This window comes from Streptomyces roseifaciens, assembly GCF_001445655.1.
In the GTDB taxonomy this organism is placed as follows: domain Bacteria; phylum Actinomycetota; class Actinomycetes; order Streptomycetales; family Streptomycetaceae; genus Streptomyces; species Streptomyces aureoversilis.
This window is the reverse complement of sequence record NZ_LNBE01000004.1, coordinates 3282020-3302863: the sequence shown is the minus strand read 5'-3', so window position 1 is coordinate 3302863 and position 20844 is coordinate 3282020. Positions and strand designations below refer to the sequence as shown.

14 protein-coding genes and 1 riboswitch are annotated in these 20844 nt (G+C 72.4%); of the genes, 12 read left to right on the top strand and 2 right to left on the bottom strand.

The window, feature by feature from the left end; all coding sequences use genetic code 11:
* Positions 1–111 precede the first annotated feature (111 nt).
* From AS857_RS31930 to mfd, 3 genes are all read left to right on the top strand, one after another.
* A complete protein-coding gene (locus tag AS857_RS31930) occupies positions 112–900 on the top strand; it encodes an ABC transporter ATP-binding protein (protein WP_058046628.1) in 789 nt (262 codons plus the stop codon).
* A complete protein-coding gene (locus AS857_RS31925) occupies positions 897–3470 on the top strand; it encodes an ABC transporter permease (protein WP_058046627.1) in 2574 nt (857 codons plus the stop codon). The genes AS857_RS31930 and AS857_RS31925 overlap by 4 nt, the downstream gene beginning before the upstream one ends.
* Before the next feature lie 431 nt (positions 3471–3901).
* A complete protein-coding gene (gene mfd, locus AS857_RS31920) occupies positions 3902–7435 on the top strand; it encodes a transcription-repair coupling factor (RefSeq protein ID WP_058046626.1) in 3534 nt (1177 codons plus the stop codon).
* A 21-nt stretch (positions 7436–7456) separates the two neighbouring features.
* Here mfd and AS857_RS31915 read toward each other — a convergent pair whose 3' ends face one another.
* Positions 7457–8941, bottom strand: coding sequence for a DUF2079 domain-containing protein (locus tag AS857_RS31915; RefSeq protein WP_058046625.1), 1485 nt, complete (start codon positions 8939–8941; stop codon positions 7457–7459).
* Positions 8942–9101: 160 nt separating this feature from the next.
* Positions 9102–9824, bottom strand: coding sequence for a hypothetical protein (locus AS857_RS31910; RefSeq protein ID WP_058046624.1), 723 nt, complete (start codon positions 9822–9824; stop codon positions 9102–9104).
* 210 nt (positions 9825–10034) lie between these two features.
* Here AS857_RS31910 and AS857_RS31905 point away from each other — a divergent pair, with 210 nt between their 5' ends.
* The 9 genes from AS857_RS31905 (at position 10035) to AS857_RS31865 (ending at position 20730) form a co-directional block, all read left to right on the top strand.
* Positions 10035–12116 (top strand): N-6 DNA methylase, encoded by a 2082-nt coding sequence (locus AS857_RS31905; RefSeq protein WP_173864826.1) that lies wholly within the window; start codon positions 10035–10037, stop codon positions 12114–12116.
* Between the two features lie 124 nt (positions 12117–12240).
* Positions 12241–13113, top strand: a complete 873-nt coding sequence (locus AS857_RS31900) for a hypothetical protein (RefSeq protein WP_058046623.1) — start codon at positions 12241–12243, stop codon at positions 13111–13113.
* A complete protein-coding gene (locus tag AS857_RS31895; protein ID WP_063278454.1) occupies positions 13110–14648 on the top strand; it encodes a serine/threonine-protein kinase in 1539 nt (512 codons plus the stop codon). The genes AS857_RS31900 and AS857_RS31895 overlap by 4 nt, the downstream gene beginning before the upstream one ends.
* A gap of 133 nt (positions 14649–14781) precedes the next feature.
* Positions 14782–15402, top strand: coding sequence for a SurA N-terminal domain-containing protein (locus AS857_RS31890; RefSeq protein ID WP_058046621.1), 621 nt, complete (start codon positions 14782–14784; stop codon positions 15400–15402).
* A gap of 61 nt (positions 15403–15463) precedes the next feature.
* Entirely contained in the window at positions 15464–16426 is a 963-nt protein-coding gene (locus AS857_RS31885) for a nucleoside triphosphate pyrophosphohydrolase (RefSeq protein WP_058046620.1), read from the top strand.
* A gap of 84 nt (positions 16427–16510) precedes the next feature.
* Positions 16511–16954: a DUF6479 family protein gene (locus AS857_RS31880; protein WP_058046619.1), complete on the top strand. Its 444-nt coding sequence runs from the start codon at positions 16511–16513 to the stop codon at positions 16952–16954.
* Between the two features lie 33 nt (positions 16955–16987).
* Positions 16988–18292, top strand: a complete 1305-nt coding sequence (locus AS857_RS31875; protein WP_058046618.1) for a cytochrome P450 family protein — start codon at positions 16988–16990, stop codon at positions 18290–18292.
* A 164-nt stretch (positions 18293–18456) separates the two neighbouring features.
* Entirely contained in the window at positions 18457–19530 is a 1074-nt protein-coding gene (locus AS857_RS31870) for a transglycosylase family protein (protein WP_338058287.1), read from the top strand.
* Positions 19531–19790: 260 nt separating this feature from the next.
* A riboswitch (cyclic di-AMP (ydaO/yuaA leader) is annotated at positions 19791–19971 on the top strand.
* Positions 19972–19974: 3 nt separating this feature from the next.
* Positions 19975–20730, top strand: a complete 756-nt coding sequence (locus AS857_RS31865) for a LysM peptidoglycan-binding domain-containing protein (protein WP_058046616.1) — start codon at positions 19975–19977, stop codon at positions 20728–20730.
* Positions 20731–20844: the final 114 nt, after the last annotated feature.

Here is a 20844-nt window from a genome sequence, read left to right as displayed (position 1 = left end):
GTGGGGATAGCCCCACCACGGATACACGGACGAGCACCATCGCCGCGGGCCCCCGCCTTCCAGCAGGCTGTGGACCGTACCCCCTCAGTGAGCACGTATAGGAGACCCACCGTGACAACGGCTGTATCGATTCCCAGGACCGGGGGCAGTGGAGGACATGCGGCCGTCGCGGCGAGGGCCCGCGAGGTCGTCAAGGCGTACGGGTCCGGCGAGACCCGCGTGACCGCCCTCGACCACGTGGACGTGGACATCGCCCGCGGGCAGTTCACGGCCATCATGGGCCCATCGGGCTCCGGCAAGTCGACCCTGATGCACTGCCTGGCGGGCCTCGACACGGTCACGTCCGGCCAGATCTTCATCGACGAGACCGAGATAACCGGTCTCAAGGACAAGAAGCTCACCCGGCTCCGCCGCGACCGGATCGGCTTCATCTTCCAGGCGTTCAACCTGCTCCCGACGCTCACCGCGGTCGAGAACATCACGCTCCCCATGGACATCGCCGGCCGCAAGCCGGACAAGGCGTGGCTGGACCGCGTCGTGGAGACCGTCGGCCTCGCGGGGCGCCTCAAGCACCGTCCCAACCAGCTCTCCGGCGGCCAGCAGCAGCGCGTCGCCGTGGCCCGCGCCCTCGCCGCCCGCCCCGAGATCATCTTCGGTGACGAGCCGACCGGAAACCTCGACTCGCGCGCCGGCGCCGAGGTGCTGGGCTTCCTGCGCCGCTCCGTCGACGAGCTGGGCCAGACCATCGTCATGGTCACCCACGACCCCGTCGCCGCCTCCTACGCCGACCGCGTGCTCTACCTGGCCGACGGCCGGATCGTGGACGAGATGTACAGCCCCACCGCCGACGCGGTGCTGGAGCGCATGAAGAACTTCGACGCGCGTGGACGGGTGTCGTGACCGTCCTCAAGACCTCCATGCGCAACTTCCTCGCGCACAAGGGCCGCATGGCGCTCTCCGCCGTCGCGGTCCTGCTCTCGGTCGCGTTCGTGTGCGGCACGCTCGTCTTCACCGACACCATGAACGCCACGTTCGACAAGCTCTTCGCCAACACCGCCGCCGACGTCTCCGTCGGCCCGAAGAAGAACGACGACGCGCAGCAGACCGGCAAGCCGGCGACCGTCCCGGCCTCGCTGCGGGAGAAGCTCGCCAAGGTCGAGGGCGTCACCAAGGTCGAGCCGTCGGCCGACAGCCAGCAGCTGACCGTCGTCGACGGCAGGAAGAAGAGCCTCAGCCCCACCTCCGGCGCCCCCACCGTGGGCACCAACTGGGACGAGAGCCAGAAGAAGTCCGTCGAGATCACCAGCGGCCACGAGCCGCACGGCCCGGCCGAGACCGTCGTCGACTCCGACACCGCCGACAAGCACGGCGTGAAGACGGGCGACACCCTCCGGGTGATCGCCGCCCCGGGCGACTTCACCGTCAAGGTCGTCGGCATCGCCACGTTCAAGACCACGAACCCCGGCGCGGCCCTCTTCTACTTCGACACCCCGACCGCCCAGGCGAAGCTCCTCGGCAGCACCGGCGAGTTCAGCGGATACGGGCTGACCGCCGCCTCCGGCGTCAGCGACGAGCAGCTCAAGGAGCGCGTCTCCGCCGCCCTCGGCTCCTCCGCCGGCGACTACGCCCTGCGGACCGCCGCCGAGAGCAAGGAGGAGAACAAGAAGGACGTCGGCTCCTTCCTGGACGTCATGAAGTACGCGCTGCTCGGCTTCGCCGGCATCGCCGTCCTCGTGGGCATCTTCCTCATCGTCAACACCTTCTCCATGCTGGTCGCCCAGCGCACCCGCGAGATCGGCCTCATGCGGGCCATCGGCTCCAGCCGCTGGCAGATCCTGCGCTCGGTGCTGGTGGAGGCCGTGCTGCTCGGCGTCGTCGGCTCGGTGCTGGGCATCGGCGGCGGTGTCGCCCTCGCGGTGGGGCTGATGAAGCTCATGGGCTCCATGGGCATGAAGCTCGACATGAACGAGCTCACGATCAAGGCCGCGACGCCGGTCGTGGGCCTGGCCATCGGCGTGCTCGTCACCGTGCTCGCCGCCTGCCTGCCGGCCTTCAAGGCCACCAAGATCTCCCCGATGGCCGCCCTGCGCGACGCCGGCACCCCGGCCGACGGCAAGGCCGGCAAGGTGCGGGCCGCCATCGGCCTGGTGCTGACCGCCGTGGGCGGCCTGGCGCTGGTCGCCGCCGCCAAGTCCGACGACGCCGCGGCGGGCTCGGGGATGCTCGGCATCGGCGTCTTCCTCACCCTCGTCGGCTTCGTGGTCGTCGGCCCGCTGCTCGCCGGGTTCGTCGTCCGCGTGATCAGCGCGGTCGTGCTGCGGGTCTTCGGGCCCGTCGGCCGGCTCGCCGAGCGCAACGCGCTGCGCAACCCGCGCCGCACGGGCGCCACGGCCTCGGCGCTGATGATCGGCCTCGCGCTGGTCGCCGCCCTGTCGGTGGTGGGGTCCTCCATGGTCGCCTCGGCCACGGACCAGCTCGACAAGTCGGTCGGCGCGGACTTCATCGTCCAGACCGAGAACCAGCAGCCGCTGAACCCGGCCGTCGTCAAGGCGATCAAGTCCGCCGGCCACGTCGAGCACGTCACGGAATACACGATCGTCAACGCGAAGATCACCACTCCGGACGGCAAGAGCGCCACCCAGCGGCTCTCCGCGGTGACCCCCACCTACGCCGACGACGTGCGCGCCGAGACGGTCAAGGGCAACCTCAAGGACGCCTACGCCAAGGACGCCATGTCCGTGCCGGAGGGCTTCGCCAAGGACCACGGCATCAAGCTGGGCGACCGGCTGAAGGTCGCCATGGTCGACGGCCGGACGGCCCAGCTGACGGTCAAGGCCGTCACCTCGGACGACACCAGCATCGACCAGGGCGCGATGTACACCAACATCGCCACCGCGCGCAGCTACCTGCCCGCCGACAAGATGCCGCTGGACTTCATGGTCCTCGCCAAGGCCGCCGACGGGCAGACGAAGGAGGCCGCCGCCGCGCTCAAGGCGTCGGTCGAGGACTACCCGCAGGTCAAGGTCCGTGACCAGTCCGACTACAAGAAGCTCATCAAGGACCAGGTCGGCCAGCTGCTCAACATGATCTACGGCCTGCTGGCCCTCGCGATCATCGTCGCGGTCCTGGGCGTCGTGAACACCCTGGCCCTGTCGGTCGTCGAGCGCACCCGGGAGATCGGCCTGCTGCGGGCGATCGGCCTCTCGCGCCGCCAGATGCGCCGCATGATCCGCCTGGAGTCGGTCGTCATCGCCCTCTTCGGCGCCCTGCTCGGCCTCGGCCTCGGCATGGCCTGGGGCACCACGTCCCAGAAGCTCCTGGCCCTCCAGGGCCTCGGCGTCCTGGACATCCCCTGGCCGACGATCACCGCGGTCTTCCTGGGCTCGGCGGTGGTGGGCCTGCTCGCCGCGCTGGTCCCGGCGTTCCGCGCGGGCCGGATGAACGTCCTGAACGCCATCGCGACGGACTAGCAGACTGCTGCCCCTGCGAGGGGGCGGCGCCGGGGGTGGGCCAAGGACCCGCCCCCACCGAAGGCCCGGCCCGGACACGCCACGGGGGTGTGTGTCCGGGCCGGGCCTTTTCCCCTGTCTTCCCCTGTCCGGGGCGTCGGGCGACGTAGCGAGTGCCTTCAGGGGCGGCGCGACTCAGGGGTGGGCCCGGGAGGTGGGGGCTGCTCGAACGAGTAGTCGATCATGATCGGCCATTCCGGCACCGTCCGGCCGGTGTCTCGAAGGGCTGAGCCGCAGGCGCATGGGAGACCGCTTACGGGACGGGGGTGTCTTCGAACCGCGTCCAGAGGCTCCTGTCGGTGCGCCGTCGTAGTCTGGAGACCCCCGGAACGGGCCGAACGGCCCGCGTCGGGCCGTTCGCGTTGTCCACCCCCGGGACGGGAAAAGCCTTCATGAGCCTGCACGGTCTGCTCGACGCCGTCGTCAATGATCCGGCGCTCGCCGAAGCGGTGAAGGCCGCGGCCGACGGCAACCGCCCGCACGTCGACCTCGTCGGCCCGCCCGCCGCCCGGCCCTTCGCCGTCGCCGCGCTCGCTCGGGACGCCAAGCGGCCCGTTCTGGCGGTGACCGCCACCGGTCGCGAGGCCGAGGATCTGGCGGCGGCGCTGCGCTCGCTGCTGCCGCCGGACGGGGTCGTGGAGTTCCCGGCCTGGGAGACGCTGCCGCACGAGCGCCTCTCGCCTCGTTCGGACACGGTCGGCCGCCGCCTGGCCGTGCTGCGCCGGCTCGCGCACCCCAGCAAGGACGACCCGGCGGCGGGCCCGGTGAGCGTCGTCGTCGCGCCGGTGCGCTCCGTGCTGCAGCCGCAGGTCAAGGGGCTCGGCGACCTGGAGCCCGTAGCCCTGCGCTCCGGGCAGAGCGCGGATCTCGGCGAGGTGACCGAGGCGCTGGCCGCGGCCGCGTACGCCCGCGTCGAACTGGTGGAGAAGCGCGGCGAGTTCGCCGTCCGCGGCGGCATCCTCGACGTCTTCCCGCCGACCGAGGAGCACCCGCTCCGCGTCGAGTTCTGGGGCGACGACGTCGAGGAGATCCGCTACTTCAAGGTGGCCGACCAGCGCTCCCTGGAGGTCGCCGAGCACGGCCTGTGGGCGCCGCCCTGCCGTGAGCTGCTGCTGACCGAGGGCGTACGGGAGCGGGCGGCGGCCCTGGCGGAGGAGCACCCGGAGCTCGGCGAGCTCCTCTCCAAGATCGCCGAGGGCATCGCGGTGGAGGGCATGGAGTCCCTCGCCCCGGTCCTGGTGGACGAGATGGAGCTGCTGCTGGACGTGCTCCCGGCCGGCGCGATGACGGTCGTGTGCGACCCGGAGCGCGTGCGCACCCGCGCCGCGGACCTCGTGGCCACCAGCCAGGAGTTCCTGCAGGCGTCCTGGGCGGCCACGGCCGGCGGCGGGGAGGCGCCCATCGACGTGAACGCCGCCTCCCTGTGGGGCATCGCGGACGTCCGCGACCGCGCCCGCGAGCTGGGCCAGATGTGGTGGTCGGTGAGCCCCTTCGCGGCGGACGAAGAGCTGGACAGCGACACCCTCAAGCTCGGCATGCACGCCCCGGAGACCTACCGCGGCGACACCGCCCGCGCCCTGGCCGACACCAAGGGCTGGCTGGCCGACGGCTGGCGCACCGTCTTCGTGACGGAGGGCCACGGCCCGGCGGCCCGTACGGTCGAGGTGCTGGGCGGCGAGGGCATCCCCGCCCGCCTGGACGCCGACGTCGCCGAGCTGTCCCCGTCGGTCGTCCACGTCTCCTGCGGCAGCATCGACAACGGCTTCGTCGACCCCGGCCTGAAGGTCGCCGTCCTCACCGAGACGGACCTGTCCGGCCAGAAGTCCGTCAGCAAGGACATGGGCCGCATGCCGGCCCGCCGCCGCAAGACGATCGACCCGCTGACCCTGCAGGCCGACGACTACATCGTCCACGAGCAGCACGGCGTCGGCCGTTACATCGAGATGGTGCAGCGCACCGTCCAGGGCGCCACCCGCGAGTACCTCCTCGTGGAGTACGCGCCCGCCAAGCGCGGCCAGCCCGGCGACCGCCTCTACATCCCCACCGACCAGCTGGAGCAGGTCACCAAGTACGTGGGCGGCGAGGCCCCGACCCTGCACCGCCTCGGCGGCGCGGACTGGACGAAGACCAAGGCGCGCGCCAAGAAGGCCGTCAAGGAGATCGCCGCCGACCTGATCAAGCTCTATTCCGCGCGCATGGCGGCCCCCGGCCACTCCTTCGGCGGCGACACCCCCTGGCAGCGGGAGCTGGAGGACGCCTTCCCCTACGCGGAGACGCCCGACCAGCTCACCACCATCGCCGAGGTCAAGGAGGACATGGAGAAGTCCGTCCCCATGGACCGCCTGATCTGCGGCGACGTCGGCTACGGCAAGACCGAGATCGCGGTCCGCGCCGCCTTCAAGGCGGTGCAGGACGGCAAGCAGGTGGCGGTGCTCGTGCCGACCACGCTGCTGGTGCAGCAGCACTTCGGCACGTTCTCCGAGCGCTACTCCCAGTTCCCGGTGGTCACCAGGGCCCTGTCCCGCTTCCAGACGGACAGCGAGGCCAAGGCCGTCCTGGAGGGCCTGCGCGACGGCTCGGTCGACATCGTCATCGGCACGCACCGCCTCTTCTCGTCCGAGACGAAGTTCAAGGACCTGGGCCTCGTCATCGTCGACGAGGAGCAGCGCTTCGGCGTCGAGCACAAGGAGCAGCTGAAGAAGCTGCGGGCGAACGTCGACGTCCTGACGATGTCCGCCACGCCCATTCCGCGCACGCTGGAGATGGCGGTCACCGGCATCCGCGAGATGTCGACCATCACCACCCCGCCGGAGGAGCGCCACCCGGTGCTGACCTTCGTCGGGCCGTACGACCAGAAGCAGATCGGCGCCGCGATCCGCCGCGAGCTGCTGCGCGAGGGCCAGGTCTTCTACATCCACAACCGGGTCGAGTCCATCGACCGGGCGGCCGCGCGGCTGCGCGAGATCGTCCCCGAGGCGCGCATCCAGACGGCGCACGGCCAGATGGGCGAGAGCCGGCTGGAGCAGGTCGTCGTCGACTTCTGGGAGAAGAAGTTCGACGTGCTGGTCTCCACGACGATCGTGGAATCCGGCATCGACATCTCCAACGCCAACACACTGATCGTGGAGCGCGGCGACAACTTCGGCCTGTCGCAGCTGCACCAGCTGCGCGGACGCGTCGGCCGCAGCCGCGAGCGCGGCTACGCCTACTTCCTCTACCCGCCGGAGAAGCCCCTGACGGAGACCGCCCACGAGCGGCTCGCCACCATCGCCCAGCACACCGAGATGGGTGCCGGCATGTACGTGGCGATGAAGGACCTGGAGATCCGCGGCGCGGGCAACCTGCTCGGCGGCGAGCAGTCCGGTCACATCGCGGGCGTCGGCTTCGACCTCTACATCCGCATGGTCGGCGAGGCCGTCGCCGACTACCGGGCCTCCCTGGAGGGCGGTGAGGAGCAGCCGGAGGCGCCGCTGGAGGTGAAGATCGAGCTGCCCGTCGACGCCCACGTCCCGCACGACTACGCACCGGGCGAGCGCCTGCGCCTGCAGGCGTACCGCGCGATCGCCTCCGCGAACAGCGAGGAGGACATCCGCGCCGTCCGCGAGGAGCTCACCGACCGCTACGGCAAGCTGCCCGAGCCCGTGGAGAACCTGCTGCTGGTGGCGGGCCTGCGGATGCTCGCCCGAGCCTGCGGCGTCTCCGACATCACCCTGCAGGGCTCCAACGTGCGCTTCGGCCCCGTGGAGCTGCGCGAGTCCCAGGAGCTGCGCCTGAAGCGCCTCTACCCGCGCACGGTCATGAAGCCGGCCACGAAGCAGATCCTCGTCCCCCGCCCGGCGACGCGCCAGATCGGCGGCAAGCCGCTGGTCGGCCGGGAACTGCTGGCGTGGACGGGCGAGTTCCTGACCACGATCCTGGGCTCGTAGGAGGCCGGGGGCCGGGCCGCGCTAGGACGCGGCCGCCCCCGCCCCCGCCTTCTTGAGCACCCCGTAGCCCCCCTCGCCCCCGAGGAAGACGTACCGCACGCCGGGGTGCAGCCGCTCGCCGTCCGCGACGAGGTCGTCCGGCGTCTTGCCGTCGGCGAGCCGCAGGGCCAGGTAATCCGGCGTGATGCCGCGGGTGTCGCCGATCCAGAAGACTCTGCACCGGCCGGCGAGGCGGCTTATCGGGACTATGTCGGCCTCGACCGTCGCGTCGTCCGGGATGCGGTCCAGGAGCCGCTCGGCGGCGCGGACGCTCTGCGGGACGCGGTAGGTGCCGGCCTCGGTCAGGGCGTAGAGGGGCATGGACGAGGTCAGGGCGAGCGAGGCGGCGAGGACCGCGCCGGGCATGTGGTGCGCGGAGGTGCGCAGCCACGGGCGCCGGCTCTCGCGGGCCCGGGCCAGGGCGTCCGTGAGCGCGATGAAGACGATGGGCATCAGGACGGCGTTGTAGTGCCAGTCCGTGCCCCAGTAGTGGTCGTCGTGGGAGGCGAACCGCCACGCCAGGGTGGGCAGCGCGACGATCAGGACGGGGGAGCGCAGGGCCAGCAGCCCGGTGGTGGGCAGCAGGATCCACAGCAGGGTGCGTATCGCGGTGTCGGCGGGGATCGTGGGCGAGGGGCCGGCGCCGCCGTCGAGCTTGTTCCAGTAGTCGTAGGCGCCGCTGGTGTTGAAGGCGGGGATGATCAGCCCGAAGGTGATCGCGGCGGCCGCCAGGCCGAAGGCCACCAGGCCGGCGGCGAGCGGGGTCGCGCTCTGCGGGACGCCCTCTCCGCGGGCCTTCGCGCCGCGCAGCCGGATCAGGAGGACCACGCCGATGGCCGCCGCGGTGATGCCCAGGTCCTCCTTGACCAGGACCAGGGGCGCGGCCCACCAGACCGCGGCCCGCCAGCGCCCGCGCACCACCGCTTCGAGGGAGAAGGCGAGCAGCGGCATCGCGAAGGCGATCTCGTGGAAGTCGAAGTCGACCGCGCGCTGCACGCCCCACGACAGCCCGTAGGCGATGCCGACGGCCAGTCCGCGCTTGCGGCCGAGGAGCCCGGCGGCCAGCCGGGCGACCGGTATCGCGGACAGGGCGAAGAGCACGGCCTGGGCGACGAGGAGGGTGACCGGGCTCGGGAAGAGCCGGTAGAAGGGGCCGAGGAGCGCGGTGACCGGGCTGAAGTGGTCGCCGAGGATGTTGGTGCCGGGGCCCTTGAGGTCGGCTATGGGCGCCTGGAGGTGGGCGTATCCGCGGATGGCCTGCTCGAAGATGCCGAGGTCCCACGACATGGTGAGCATGCGGCGGTGCCGGCACAGGGACAGCGCGGTGTAGAGGACGAAGAGGATGCCGGCGAGCCAGTAGGGATCCCAGCGCGGGGCGCGGAGGGCCGTGGCGCGGGGCCGGCCGCCGGGCGCTGCCTCGGCCGCGGGCCCGCCCGGTGCCGGAACGGTGGCGGCGGCCGAGTCCATGGGGGAGTCCTTTGTTCCGGGGGCTGGGGGACGACTACGGGATGACTGTCGGAAAAGATACGCGGAGCCTCACCGGCGCCCGGCCCCCTTTCTGAGAGACGAACGGTCTCCGTGGGCGGTTCGGCTGGAATGTGTCGTTCTTCTCTCGGAACCCGTCCGTTCAGCCGGTCTTCTTCCAGTCCGTGCAGCCGGCCGTCTTGAAGTAGGCGTCGCCGGGGGCGATGGTCACCAGGGCGCTGCCGGTCACGTTCTCGTTGGCGATGATCGAGTCGGCGCTCTCGTGCAGGGCGTCCTTGGCTCGCTCCCAGTAGCAGCTGTCCTGCTTGTTGCCGGTGGACCTGTAGGTGCCGGGGGCTATGTCGACCCCCACCTTGTACATGCCGCTGCCGGGCATCTCCGCCTTCGGGCTGCTGCCGGCCCGGCCGTCGGCGACCGGCTCCCAGCTCTTGCAGCCCTGCGTCTTGAAGACCTTGTCCTCGGCCTTGACCGTCACGTACGAGGCGCCGACGACGTTGTCGTTCGCGAGGATCGCGTCGGCTTCGCCGCTGGAGTCCTTGGCGCGCTCCCAGTAGCACCCGTCCTTGTTGCCCAGGGAGCGGTAGGTGCCGGGCTTGATGTCCGAGCCCACCTGGTAGGTGCCGCTCCCTCTGATCGCGCCCTTCGTGGCCTTCTCCCCGGCTCCCTTGCCGTCCTGGCCCGTGTCCTTGTCCTTCTTCTCCGCGGCGCTGCCGGAGGCGGAGGCCTTGCCGTCGCCTCCGTCCCCATCGCCGCCGCCGGTCATGGCGCCGCCGATGCCGACGATCACGACGAGGGCGCCCGCGGCCGTGAGGACCTTGTGCCGCGCGAACCAGTTCCGCTGCTTGGGCTGGGAGTGCTGAGACATGACTGACACCTTTCGGCGGGGAATCTTCTCGAACCGACGCGTCAATGACAGCAGAGCTTGTGAACCGAGTCAACCACGTTCACGCGATTCAGTGAGTTCACGGCTGTGAAGGGGTGTGTTCGAGACCCGCGGGTATGCTCGGCATCACAGCGAAGGACGAGGAGGGTCCGCTCCGCCCCGGCGGAGGTGAGCCCCGGAGAGGGGAGTCAGGTGCCGGACAGTGCAGCGGAGGTGACCGCGGCCGGGATCGCACGGCTGGCCGGTGTGGGCCGTGCGGCGGTCAGTAACTGGCGCCGGCGCCACCCCGATTTCCCCCAGCCCATAGGGGGCAGCGAGACCAGCCCCACGTTCGCCCTCGGGGATGTCGAGCAGTGGCTGCGCCACCAGGGCAAGCTCGCCGAGGTCCCGCTGCGCGAGCGGGTCTGGCAGCAGGTCGCGGGCCACCCCGCCGGTGCCGTGACCGCCCTGCGCCACGCCGGCTCCGTCCTCCTCCTCGTCCGCGACCGGCCCGCCACCTGGCTGGAGCTGGCCGCGCTCGGCGACCTCGCGCTCGCCGAGGAGCTGCCCACCGCCCTGGAGGCCGCGCTCGCCGCCCGCCTCGGGCCGCACCACCCCGTCGGCATCCCCACCACCGCCGAGCTGGCCATCTCCTCCGCCCTGCTGCGCGGCGCCGCCGAGCTCGCCTCCGGGCGCGGCGCCGCCCACGTCTACGGCTTCCTCCTGGGCCGCCACCTCGACGCCAACCCCCGGCAGTACACGCTCACCCCGCCGGGCCCCGCCGAGCTGATGGCCGCCCTGGGCGAGGGCGGCCCCGCCGACCGGCACCGGCCGCGCACCGTCCTCGACCCCGCCTGCGGCACCGGCGGCCTGCTCCACGCGGCCGCGGACGGCGCGGCCGCCCCCGCGCCCACGCTCCTCGCGCAGGAGACCGATCCCGACCTCGCGGCCCTCACCGCCCTGCGCCTCGCCCTGCACAGCGACGCCCGGGTCCGGGTGCACGCGGGAGACAGCCTCCGCGCCGACGCCTTCCCGGACGCCGCGGCCGACACGGTCCTGTGCCACCCCCCGTTCAACGAGCGCAACTGGGGCCACGACGAGCTCGCCTACGACCCGCGCTGGGAGTACGGCTTCCCCGCCCGCACCGAGTCCGAGCTCGCCTGGGTCCAGCACGCCCTCGCCCGGCTGCGCGACGGCGGCACCGCCGTCCTGCTGATGCCCCCCGCCGCGGCCTCCCGCCGCTCCGGCCGCCGCATCCGCGCCGACCTCCTGCGCCGCGGCGCCCTGCGCGCCGTCATCGCCCTGCCCACGGGGGCCGCCCCGCCCTACAACATCCCGCTGCACGTGTGGGTGCTGCGCCGGCCCGGCGCCCAGTCCTCGCCCACCCCGCACGTCCTGCTCGCCGAGACCGCCGACCTGGCCCCCGCCGGGCGGGACAAGCTGCCCTGGCAGACCGTCCGCACCGAGGTCCTCGAGGCGTGGGAGGACTTCGAGCGGCACGGCACCGTCGAGGAGAAGCCGGGCCGCTGCCGCTCGCTCCCCGTCATCGACCTGCTCGACGACGACGTCGACCTCGCCCCCGCCCGCCACCTGCCGCCGCCCGCCGCCGGCAGCGGCGCGGCCGGGCTCGCCGAAGTCCACGACCGGCTCCGGGCCGCCCTGCGGCGGACGAACGAGCTCGCCCCCGCCCCGCCCGCGGAGCCCGGGGACCCGGCCCGCTGGCCCACCACCACCACCGTCGGCGAGCTCGCCCGCGCCGGAGCCCTCGTGCTGCGCGCCGGCGGCCCGGGCGCCACGCCCGATCCCGCCGCCCCCGCCCCGCCGGTGCTCACCGACTACGACGTCAAGGCCGGCAGCGGCCCCACCGGCACGCTGCCGGAGGGTCAGGCCGAGGAGCCCGTCCTGGTGCAGGCCGGCGACGTCGTCGTCCCCGTCGTCGGCGATGTCACCGTGGCCCGCGTCATCGACGAGGAGACGGCGGGAGCCGCTCTTGGCCGGGGCCTGTTCCTCCTGCGCCCCGACCCGGCCGCCCTCGACCCGTGGTTCCTCGCCGGCTTCCTGCGCGGCAGCGCCAACCAGCGCCAGGCCAGCAGCTACGCCTCCACCGCCACCCGCCTCGACGTCCGCCGGCTCCAGGTGCCCCGGCTGCCCCCGGCCGACCAGCGGCGCTACGGCGGCCGCTTCCGCGAGCTCGCCGCGTTCGAAGAGGCGCTCCGGAGTGCGGAGCGGCTGGGGGAGCGGCTGGTGCAGGGGCTGTTCGACGGCCTGACGGATGGGAGCGTCCGTCCGGAATAGGGGCTTCCGCGTGGTGCGCGTGACTTGAGTGACCTGTCACACCGTCTGATGTGGGCAACCCGGGGCGAGTTGCCCCGGTCGGTATATAGGCTCAGGGCACAAACGCGCACCCCAGGAGCGAGGAATGAACGGCCCCGGCCACGTACCCCTGCCGCACCGTCGCCCCGGCAGGGCGACGGTGATCTCCATCCGGGTGGCCCTGATCTTCGTGGCCGTGGCCCCGGTGACGCTCCTGTGCTGGGTGCTGCTGCTCCGGCTCGCCGCCGTGCGGCACAAGGCCTGGGACTGGGTCCTGTTCGTGATCGGATTCGTCGGCACGGTCGCCGTCGGCGTGCTCACGCAGACGGTCCAGGAGAACAGCCCCTGGTCCGCCGCGGGCGGCGCGTTCATGCTGATCAACTGCGCCTTCAGCGTGTCCTACTACCTCTACGGCGACATTCAGCACCAGAAGCACCTCGATGCGCTCGACGCTCAGCATGTCGCGGCCTTCCAGAACGCCGCGCATGCCGTGCCGCCCGCCGGGGGCTACGGCTATCCGCACCGCCAACCGCAGTCCCACCAGCAGCCGCAGTCACAGCCGTACGGTCACCCGGCTGTGCCTCGGGTTGCTCCCCCGGTTGCTCCCCCTGTCATGCCACCCGCCCCGCGTGCTCCGCACCCGGCCCCCGGCCCCGCCCCGTACGGCTGGCATCAGGCGGTCACCCAGCCCGTCCAGGCGGTCACCCAGCCGGTCCAGCCTGTCCCGGCGGCGCATCAGTACCAGTCACCCCAACCGGCCCAGTCACCTCAGCCAGTCCAGCCAGTCCAGTCACCCCCACCAGTCCAGCCGGCCCGGGCGCCTCAGCCTCCCTCCGGTCGGCACCGGCGGCCCGAAGGGCCTCCACGCACCCCCCACCGCATCGACGAAGTCCGTGCCGAGCTCGACGAGCTCAGTGATCTGCTCCGTAAGGAGCCCAAGGACGGGGCCCGGGGCCGCCGTGAGGAGCAGGAGTGGTGAGCGGTCGCATCATCGCCGGGCGCTACGAGCTCGCCACCGTCATCGGCCAGGGCGGCATGGGGCAGGTCTGGACCGCCTACGACCGGCGCCTGGACCGGCGCGTGGCCGTGAAGCTGCTGCGCCCCGACCGGATGACCGGCAACGACAGCGCCGCCGACGAGATGCGCCGCCGCTTCGTGCGCGAGTGCCGGGTGACCGCTCAGGTCGACCACCGCGGTCTGGTCACCGTCCACGACGCCGGCAGCGACGGGGACGACCTCTATCTCGTCATGCAGTACGTGGAGGGCGCCGACCTCGCCGACCACCTCGCCGAGCACGAGCCCTACCCCTGGCCGTGGGCCGTCTCGGTCGCCGCGCAGCTGTGCTCGGTGCTCGCCGCGGTGCACGCCGTGCCGATCGTGCACCGCGACCTCAAGCCGCGGAACGTGATGGTCCGCCCCGACGGCTCCATCATCGTCCTCGACCTCGGCGTCGCCTCCGTCATGGATGCCGACACCACCCGCCTCACCCGCACCGGCTCGCCCATCGGCAGCCCCGCCTACATGGCCCCCGAGCAGGCCATGGGCGGCGCGGTCGGCCCGTACACCGACCTCTACGCCCTCGGCGTGCTGCTGCACGAGCTGCTCAGCGGCAATGTGCCGTTCGCCGGTTCCACGGCGCTCGGGGTGCTGCACCGGCATCTCTACGAGCCGCCCGTCCCGCTGCGGCAGCTGCGCCCGGAGGTGCCCCAGGCACTCGAAGAGCTCGTCCTGCGCCTGCTCGCGAAGGACCCCGGCCACCGGCTCGCCGACGCCCAGCAGGCCTACGAGGCCCTCGCGCCCCTCCTGCCGGGGCCCGGCTCCGCCCGCCCCCAGGGCCCCATGAACCCCACGCGTCCCTTTCTGCTGCCGCACGCCCCCTGGCCCGAGCGGTCCGCGACCGTCCCCGGCGCCCGGCAGGCCGAGGCCTTCGCCCCCGCGCCGCCCGCACCCAGCGGCCTCGATGTCGCCGAGGCCGTGGAAGAGGTCAAGCGCCTGCTCGACCAGGGCGGCATCACCCAGGCCGTGGACCTCCTCGGCTCGATCCTGCCGGCCGCCGCGGCCGAGCACGGCGAGCACTCCACCGTCGTGCGCACCCTGCGCAAGCAGTACGCGGCCACGCTCATGGACGACGGCCAGTACCGGCGCGCGCTGCCCGAGCTGCGCCGCCTCGCCGACGACTACGCCGCCGAGAACAGCCCGCGCGCGGCCCGCCAGATGCTGCGCTGCCAGTACGACGCCGCGCAGTGCCTGGAGCAGCTCGGCGAGGCCGTGGCGGCGCTCGGCGAGTACCGCGCGCTCCTGCCGCGCTTCGAGAGCCAGCCCGACGACCCGGCCACCCCGCTCGACATCCGCCGCCGCATCGGCCACCTGCTGCTCTCCCTCGGCGACCGGCAGGCCGCCCACGACACGCTCGTCGCCCTCCTGCACGACGCCGAGCGGCTGCACGGCCCCCACCACCCGCTCCCCGCGGAGATCCGTCACACGCTGCAGTGGCTCGGACAGGTCAGGGCCTGAGCTCTGCGGCGCCACCCGCACATCCCGGCGCCGCGCGAATCGTTGGTCGAATCGGTGGCCCGGGCCACCCGGACTCCCTACCATCGATCAACGCAGGTCGATCACCGTCGCACGACCGCCGCCGGGAGGCTTCATGATCCGCCGAAGGACCGCGCTCTCCGTCACCGCCGCCGCGCTGCTCGCAGCGGCCCCGCTCCTGACCGCCTGCGGGCAGACGGCCCATCCGGGCGCCGCGGCCGTCGTGGGCGACGACCGGATCACCGTCTCGCAGCTGCAGCGCCAGGTGGAGGACGTGCGCGAGGCGCAGCGTTCCTCCCCGCAGGGCGAGCAGCTGACGGCGAACAGCGCCCGGCTCGGCCAGGACACGCTGGTCCGCCTCATCCAGTACCGGATCGTGGAGAAGGCCGGCAAGGACAACGGCGTCGGGGTCACCCGGCGGGAGCTGCAGCGCCAGCGCGCCGACATCGAGGCCGCCAACGGCGGGGCAGCGACGGTGCGGGCCCGGTTCCTCGCCCTCGGCATCGCCCCCGACCAGATCGACCAGGCCCTCTCCGTGGACCTCGTCCGCGCCAAGCTGGACGGCAAGTTCGGCGCCGCCCGCACCAACCAGATCCTGATGCGCACCTCCGACGCCCTCCACGTCGACGTCAACCCGCGCTACGGGGTGTGGGACGGCAAGCGCGGCACCGCCCAGTCCGCGCTGGAGCCGTGGCTGCGGTCCGCCGCGGAGACCGGGGCCGCACGCCCGGCGTGATGCGTGCCCGGTTCGTGCCCGGCGTGAGCCGCGCCCGGCCCGGTCCCCTAGGCTCGATCGCGTGAACGACTCCGCACCTGGCCGCATCGTCCTGCTCACCACCAGCCACCGGGTCGCCCCGGGGCTGCTGTCCTGGCCCGCGTGGCAGGCGCTCCGCGCCGCCGACCGGGTGCTGTGCGCCGATGCCGGCCACCCGCAGCTGCCGTATCTGCGGGAGGCCGGCGTCGAGGTCGAGCACGGCTCGGCCACGGCGCGCGAGCTGGTCGACTTCTGTTCGACCGGGCGGCGCAGCGCCGTCGTGCTCACCTCCGCCGAGGGCGAGTCCGCCCTCACCGACGGGCTGGCCCGGCTCGCCGGCTCCGGCCGGGAGACGATGCCCGCGCTGGAGCTGCTGCCCGGTTCGTACGACCTGCCCGGCGCCCGGCTGCTGGATCTGGTGCAGGTCATGGACCGGATCCGGGTGGCCTGCCCGTGGAGCGGGATCCGCACCCACGAGGACCTCGCGAAGTACGCGCTGGAGGAGACGTACGAGCTGCTGGAGGCCATCGAGACCGGTGACCGCGAGGCGCTGCGCGAGGAGCTCGGCGACGTGCTGCTGCAGGTCGTCTTCCACGCCCGGATCGCGCAGGACGACCCGGACGAGCCGTTCTCCGTCGACGACGTCGCCGGCGTGATCGTCGACAAGCTCATCCACCGGCACCCGCACGTCTTCGGCGAGGAGTCCGCGGAGACGCCGGAGGACGTGCGGGCGCACTGGATGCGCACGAAGGACGCGGAGAAGGGCCGCGAGTCGGTCACCGAGGGCGTGCCGCTCGGCCAGCCCGCGCTCGCCCTCTCCGCGAAGCTGGCCTCCCGGGTGCGCTCGCAGGGCCTCGACGTCACCCTGCCCGCCGGCGACGGCATCGGCTACGAGCTGCTGGCGCTGGCCGTACGGGCGGAGGCGGCGGGCACGGACCCGGAGACGGCGCTGCGGGCCGCGGCCCGCACGTACCGCGACGCGATCCGCGCCGCGGAGGGTCTGTAGCGGTTACTCCCCGGGGGAGAGCCCCCGGAACCCATTCAGCCTATTTACCGACTTGTCCCGGCGGTCGGCGGGTACCCGCATGGCATGCGCATTCAGTACGTACACCTCGCCGACCTCGCCGCCCCGCACTGGGCCGGCGGGATCATCCAGTTCATCGTCGGCCTCTTCGTCGTCGCCCTGCTGATCGTCGCCGTGGCCAAGGGCTTCCGGAAGCGTGACGAGGAACCGCCGCCACCGTCCCAGCCGCAGCGCAGGCAGGGCGCCTGGCAGACGCGGCAGGAGCACGACACCGGGCCCACCTCGCCCGACCACGGGCCTGGGCACAACGACGACGAGGAGAACAGGGTCGGCTACGTCACCGAGCACCGCGAGTCGGACGAGCTGCACCCCGAGGCCAACGGGGAGCGGGTGCTGCCGCACGAGGTCCACAACCCCGGCAGCCATGCCGAGGAGCTCAGCGAAGAGCGCAAGAAGTGGAACCCGGGCGGCAGCGGCGGCTTCGGCAGCGGCGGCCCCGGCCACCACTGAGCCGCCCCGCCGCGCCCCTAGTAGCGTCAAGGGGTGCACGACAAGAACGCCTCGCCCGTCCCGCCCGCCCCGCCCCTCTTCACCTGGGAATTCGCCGCCGACCCGTACCCCGCGTACGCGTGGCTGCGCGAGCACGCCCCGGTGCACCGCACCGCCCTGCCCAGCGGCGTGGAGGCGTGGCTGGTCACCCGGTACGCCGATGCCCGCCAGGCGCTCGCCGACCAGCGCCTGTCGAAGAACCCCGTGCACCATTCCGAGTCCGCCCACGGCAAGGGCAAGGTCGGCATCCCGGGCGAGCGCAGCGCCAATCTGATGACGCACCTGCTCAACATCGACCCGCCGGACCACACCCGGCTGCGCCGCCTCGTCTCGAAGGCGTTCACCCCGCGCCGGGTCGCCGAGTTCGCTCCGCGGGTGCAGGAGCTGACGGACCAGCTCATCGACGGCTTCGCCGGCCGAGGGGAAGCCGACCTCATCCACGAGTTCGCCTTCCCCCTCCCCATCTACGCCATCTGCGACATGCTCGGCGTACCGCGCGAGGACCAGGACGACTTCCGGGACTGGGCGGGAATGATGATTCGCCACGGCGGCGGGCCGCGCGGCGGAGTGGCGCGCTCCGTGAAGAAGATGCGGGGCTATCTGACCGAACTGATCCACCGGAAGCGGGGGGCCCTGCGGGGAGAAGGGGACGAAGACCTCATCTCCGGTCTGATCAGGGCGAGTGACCACGGTGAGCACCTCACCGAGGACGAGGCCGCGGCCATGGCCTTCATTCTGCTTTTTGCGGGTTTTGAAACAACTGTGAACCTGATCGGTAACGGAACCTACGCCCTGCTGCGCAACCCGGAGCAGCGCGAGCGCCTCCAGCGCGCCCTCGCCGAGGGCGACGAGGGCCTGCTCGCGACCGGGGTCGAGGAGCTGCTGCGCTACGACGGCCCGGTGGAGCTGGCGACCTGGCGGTTCGCCACCCGGGACCTGACGATCGGCGGGCAGCGCATCGCCGAGGGCGACCCCGTCCTCGTCGTCCTCGCCGCCGCCGACCGCGACCCCGAGCGCTTCGCCGACCCCGATTCACTGGACCTCTCCCGGCGCGACAACCAGCATCTCGGCTACGGCCACGGCATCCACTACTGCCTGGGCGCACCCCTCGCCCGCCTGGAGGGCCAGGCGGCTCTGGCGACCCTGCTGCGGCGCCTTCCCGACCTGCGGCTGGGGGCCGATCCGGAGGATCTGCGGTGGCGCGGCGGGCTCATCATGCGCGGTCTGCGCACCCTTCCCGTGGCCTTTACACCGGAGGGCATTCCGGACACAACCACCCAGGAGGAGTCGCCTGCCTGACCTCGCGTCAGTCGGCGTGATCTCGGCGTGACCTCCGCTACATCGGCTTGTGACTCCGGTGGCCCGTCGCTATCTTCAACCACCATTCGCCGCCGAACGAGAGGCAACCGCCCATGAGACCCGGAAACGGTCGACATCGCCGCCCCCGTCAGATACCCGCCATCGTGGTCGCCGCGGGGGTGACCGCCTCCGGGATCGCCCTGCCGCTGCTGGCGGCCACCGGCGCGACGGCAGCCGACGCCGGCACCTGGGACCGTGTCGCCCAGTGCGAGAGTGGAGGCCTGTGGAGCGCCAACTCCGGCAACGGGACCTACGGGGGACTGCAGCTGACCCAGGACCTCTGGGAGCGCCACGGCGGACGGGAGTACGCCCCCCGGCCCGACCTCGCCAGCCGTGCGCAGCAGATCACCGTCGCCGAGAAGATTCTCGAGAGCGGCGGCACCAGCCCCTGGTCGAGCTGCGCGGCGAGCGCCGGCCTCACCTCGGGCAGCACCCCGGCGGAGGTCAACCCGGGCGGCACACACGCCCCCGCGAGCGACTCGACGCCTTCACGCGCCCCGGAGCGCACCACTTCGCACTCCACGCCGTCCGAGCCGTCCGAGCCCTCCGAGCACGGCAAGCCTTCTGACGCGTCCACGTCTCCCTCGCCGTCCGGAAAGCCGTCGCCGGGGTCCTCGACGAGCCCCTCGGCCGACCCCTCCACGCAGCCTTCGGGGCAGCCGTCGACCGGTCAGCCGTCGCCGGGCCGGTCCTCCGGTCAGCCGTCCGGCCGGCCCTCCGGCAGCCCGTCGTCCGACGCGCCGTCACCCGACGCCTCGGGCAAGCCGTCCGACGGGCAGTCCGGTGAGCCGCAGGAAGGCCGGCACCGCAAGCCTTCGACGTCCCCCACGGACGACCCGACTCAGATCCCGGGCGGTCCGGCCACGCCCGCTGCCGGCGATTCCGGTTCGCCCGCGGGGCGGACGCCCGGCGAGGACGGCACGGGCACGGGCAAGCACCGTGCCGACCCGTCGCGTTCGGAGGACGAGGGTCGTACGTCGCGGGGCGGCGGCGATGCACGCACCGGCAGTCCCACGCCCACCGACTACACCGTGCGCCCCGGTGACAACCTGTCAGCCATCGCCGAGCAGCATGCGGTCAAGGGAGGTTGGCAGTCTCTGTATCAGCGCAATGAGAAAGCGGTCGGAACCGATCCCGACCTGATCCGTCCTGGTCAGAGGCTCGAGGTCGGTAAATAGACCGGCAGTTCGCGGCGAATGTCCGTTCCAGTCGAAAGTGAGACATGGGTCTCTTTGCCTGATGGCGGAATGCGGTCTTCCCGAAACTGGCAAACCGTCTCTCACCTGCGGAAACGCGTTGTTCCCCTGGGTAACCAGGGGCAACTGTGGCTGGAAAGAGGGGTTTGAACCCTTGCCGCGACTGTGTTTACCGTCGTGACCGCTCGCCACCGCGGGCACCACGGTCGCCACGCCGAATCCTGCCGGCGATCGGGGGAGTCGTCGCGCAAGCGCCGTAGGCAGGAGCGGGGGAACCAAGGTAGGCGCCGGAAACGGCTCCTCGGCGAAAGCCGCGGGTCCGGGACCGGCTAGGGGTGAAGCCGAGTGTGCTCGCACACGAAGCCGGGCGAACTCACAGCCCGAACCCGACAGCTCACCTCGTAGGCGTCGGTGAGGAAACGACTCATGTCCAAGGGCAAGCACCGTCGTCCGTCCAAGGCCGTCCGCATCTTCACGCTCGCCGGTGTCACCGGCGCAGCTGTCGCCGCCCCGCTGATGGTCGCCACCTCCGCCAACGCCGCCTCCGTTTCGACGTGGGACAAGGTCGCCCAGTGCGAGTCCGGTGGCAACTGGTCCATCAACACCGGCAACGGCTACTACGGCGGTCTGCAGTTCTCGCAGTCCTCCTGGAACGCCGCCGGTGGCCAGAAGTACGCCGACCGCGCCGACCACGCCTCCAAGAGCGCCCAGATCGCCGTGGCCGAGAAGCTGCTCGCCATGCAGGGCCCGGGCGCCTGGGGCTGCGCCGGTGCCGGCGGCCTGACGGCCGGTGGCCCGAAGGCGAACGTCGACCCCTCCGGTTCGGGCTCGGCCGGCAAGTCCACCAAGTCCTCCCGCACCGGCGGCACCGTCTCGGGCAAGTCCCACGCGGACCGCAGCGAGCGCCAGGCCACGCCGAAGAAGGCCACGCCGAAGAAGGCCGCCCCGCAGGCCGTCGAGCGCGACGAGGCCCCGGCCCCGAAGCGGACCGCGCCGGGCCACTCCACGCAGTCCTACAAGGTCGGCAGCGGTGAGTACGAGGTCAAGGAGGGCGACACCCTCTCCAAGATCGCCGAGGCCCAGCACGTCAAGGGCGGCTGGCAGAAGCTGTACGACCGCAACAAGGACATCGTCCAGGACGCGGACGTGATCTACGTCGGCCAGAAGCTGCACCTCAGCTGATCCGGCAGGGCGGTCCACTCCGGTGGGCCGCCCTTCTCCGCTCCCGGCGGGACCGCCCCGCTCCGATGCGCTGCCCCGAGCGTGCACCGGAGCGGGGCTCAGCCGTTTCCGGAT